This is a genomic window from Corynebacterium sp. KPL4015 (genome assembly GCF_040225725.1).
In the GTDB taxonomy this organism is placed as follows: Bacteria; Actinomycetota; Actinomycetes; order Mycobacteriales; family Mycobacteriaceae; genus Corynebacterium; species Corynebacterium rhinophilum.
In genome coordinates this window covers 1-1,233 of record NZ_JBEHGF010000058.1, presented here as the reverse complement: position 1 = coordinate 1,233, position 1,233 = coordinate 1, and the positions used below count along the sequence as shown (strand labels likewise).

Here is a 1,233-nt window from a genome sequence, read left to right as displayed (position 1 = left end):
ATTAGTACGGATCTTGTGTCCGTAGGAGAGGATGTTCATTGTGAGTTCGTCAAGGAAGAAGTACACCCCGGAGTACCGGCAGGAGGCCGCCAGACTGGTCATTGAGTCTGGGCGCCCAATCGCTCATGTGGCTAAGGAAATTGGCGTATCGGCCACAATTTTAGGCAGGTGGGTCAAACTTGAGCGGGAACGCCAAGGCTCGGTAGATGGCCGCAGTGATGCCGATATACGAGCCGAAAACGCTCGCCTGCGTCGTGAGTTAGCTGAGGCCAAGATGGATAATGAGTTCTTGTCAAAAGCCACCGCCTTCTTCGCTGCGAAGCAACGCGATCGGAAAAATTTGAGCTAATGCAGCCAGAGCAAGGCGAACTACAGCATCAAACGAATGAGCAGGTTATTAGAGGTTTCTCGTTCTGGCTACTATAAATGGCAAAAGGCTCAAGCAGTACGGCTTCGTGGTGAAAATCAGCGTCAGAGATTCCTCGACCAGTTAGACAGGAAAATTCATGACATCTGGGAAGATTCTGACGAAGTCTACGGTGCCCCACGGATTACTGCAGAACTCGCCGAGGGTGGGGTCTATGTGAATCGCAAAACCGTGGCCAAACGCATGCGGATGATGGGTATTGAAGGCATCTCACCCAGGGCGTTTGTTCCCGTAACGACGATTCAATCCAAGCGGAAGTCAACGCTTCCAGACCTAGTGAAACGCCTATTTGATCAAGGGCAGCTTAATCGAGTGTGGATGTCGGATATTACCTATCTACGCACGAATGAGGGCTGGCTGTACCTATGCGTTATCCGCGATGGACACTCCCGCCGAGTCCTAGGCTGGTCCATGGATAGTGTGCAGGATTCTTACCTAGTTGAACGTGCACTGCGCATGGCTTACACCCTGCGTGGTGAAGTACCCGACGGCGTGGTCTTCCACGCCGATCGTGGTACCCAGTTCACCAGCGAACAGCTGTGGCAGGTCTGTCAAGAACTAGGGATTGCACAATCGGTCGGCCGTACTGGTGTCTGCTTTGACAATGCGATGGCCGAGTCGTTCTGGTCGACATTGAAGACCGAATTTTACGATCGGAAGGAATGGCGAACCCGCAACGAAGCCCGGAAGGCGGTGGCCCGCTGGATTGAGATTGTCTACAACCGGCGCCGTCGCCACTCGTCCATCGGGATGGTAAGCCCCGTCGATTTCGAAGCCCAGCTCGCTGATCAAAATGGTAATAAGAA

At 53.2% G+C, this 1,233-nt stretch carries 1 pseudogene; it reads left to right on the top strand.

The features are described 5' to 3' along the window. Positions 1–31: 31 nt before the first annotated feature. Positions 32–1,233 (top strand): annotated as a pseudogene (locus tag ABRP64_RS11610) (IS3 family transposase); the annotation flags it as partial.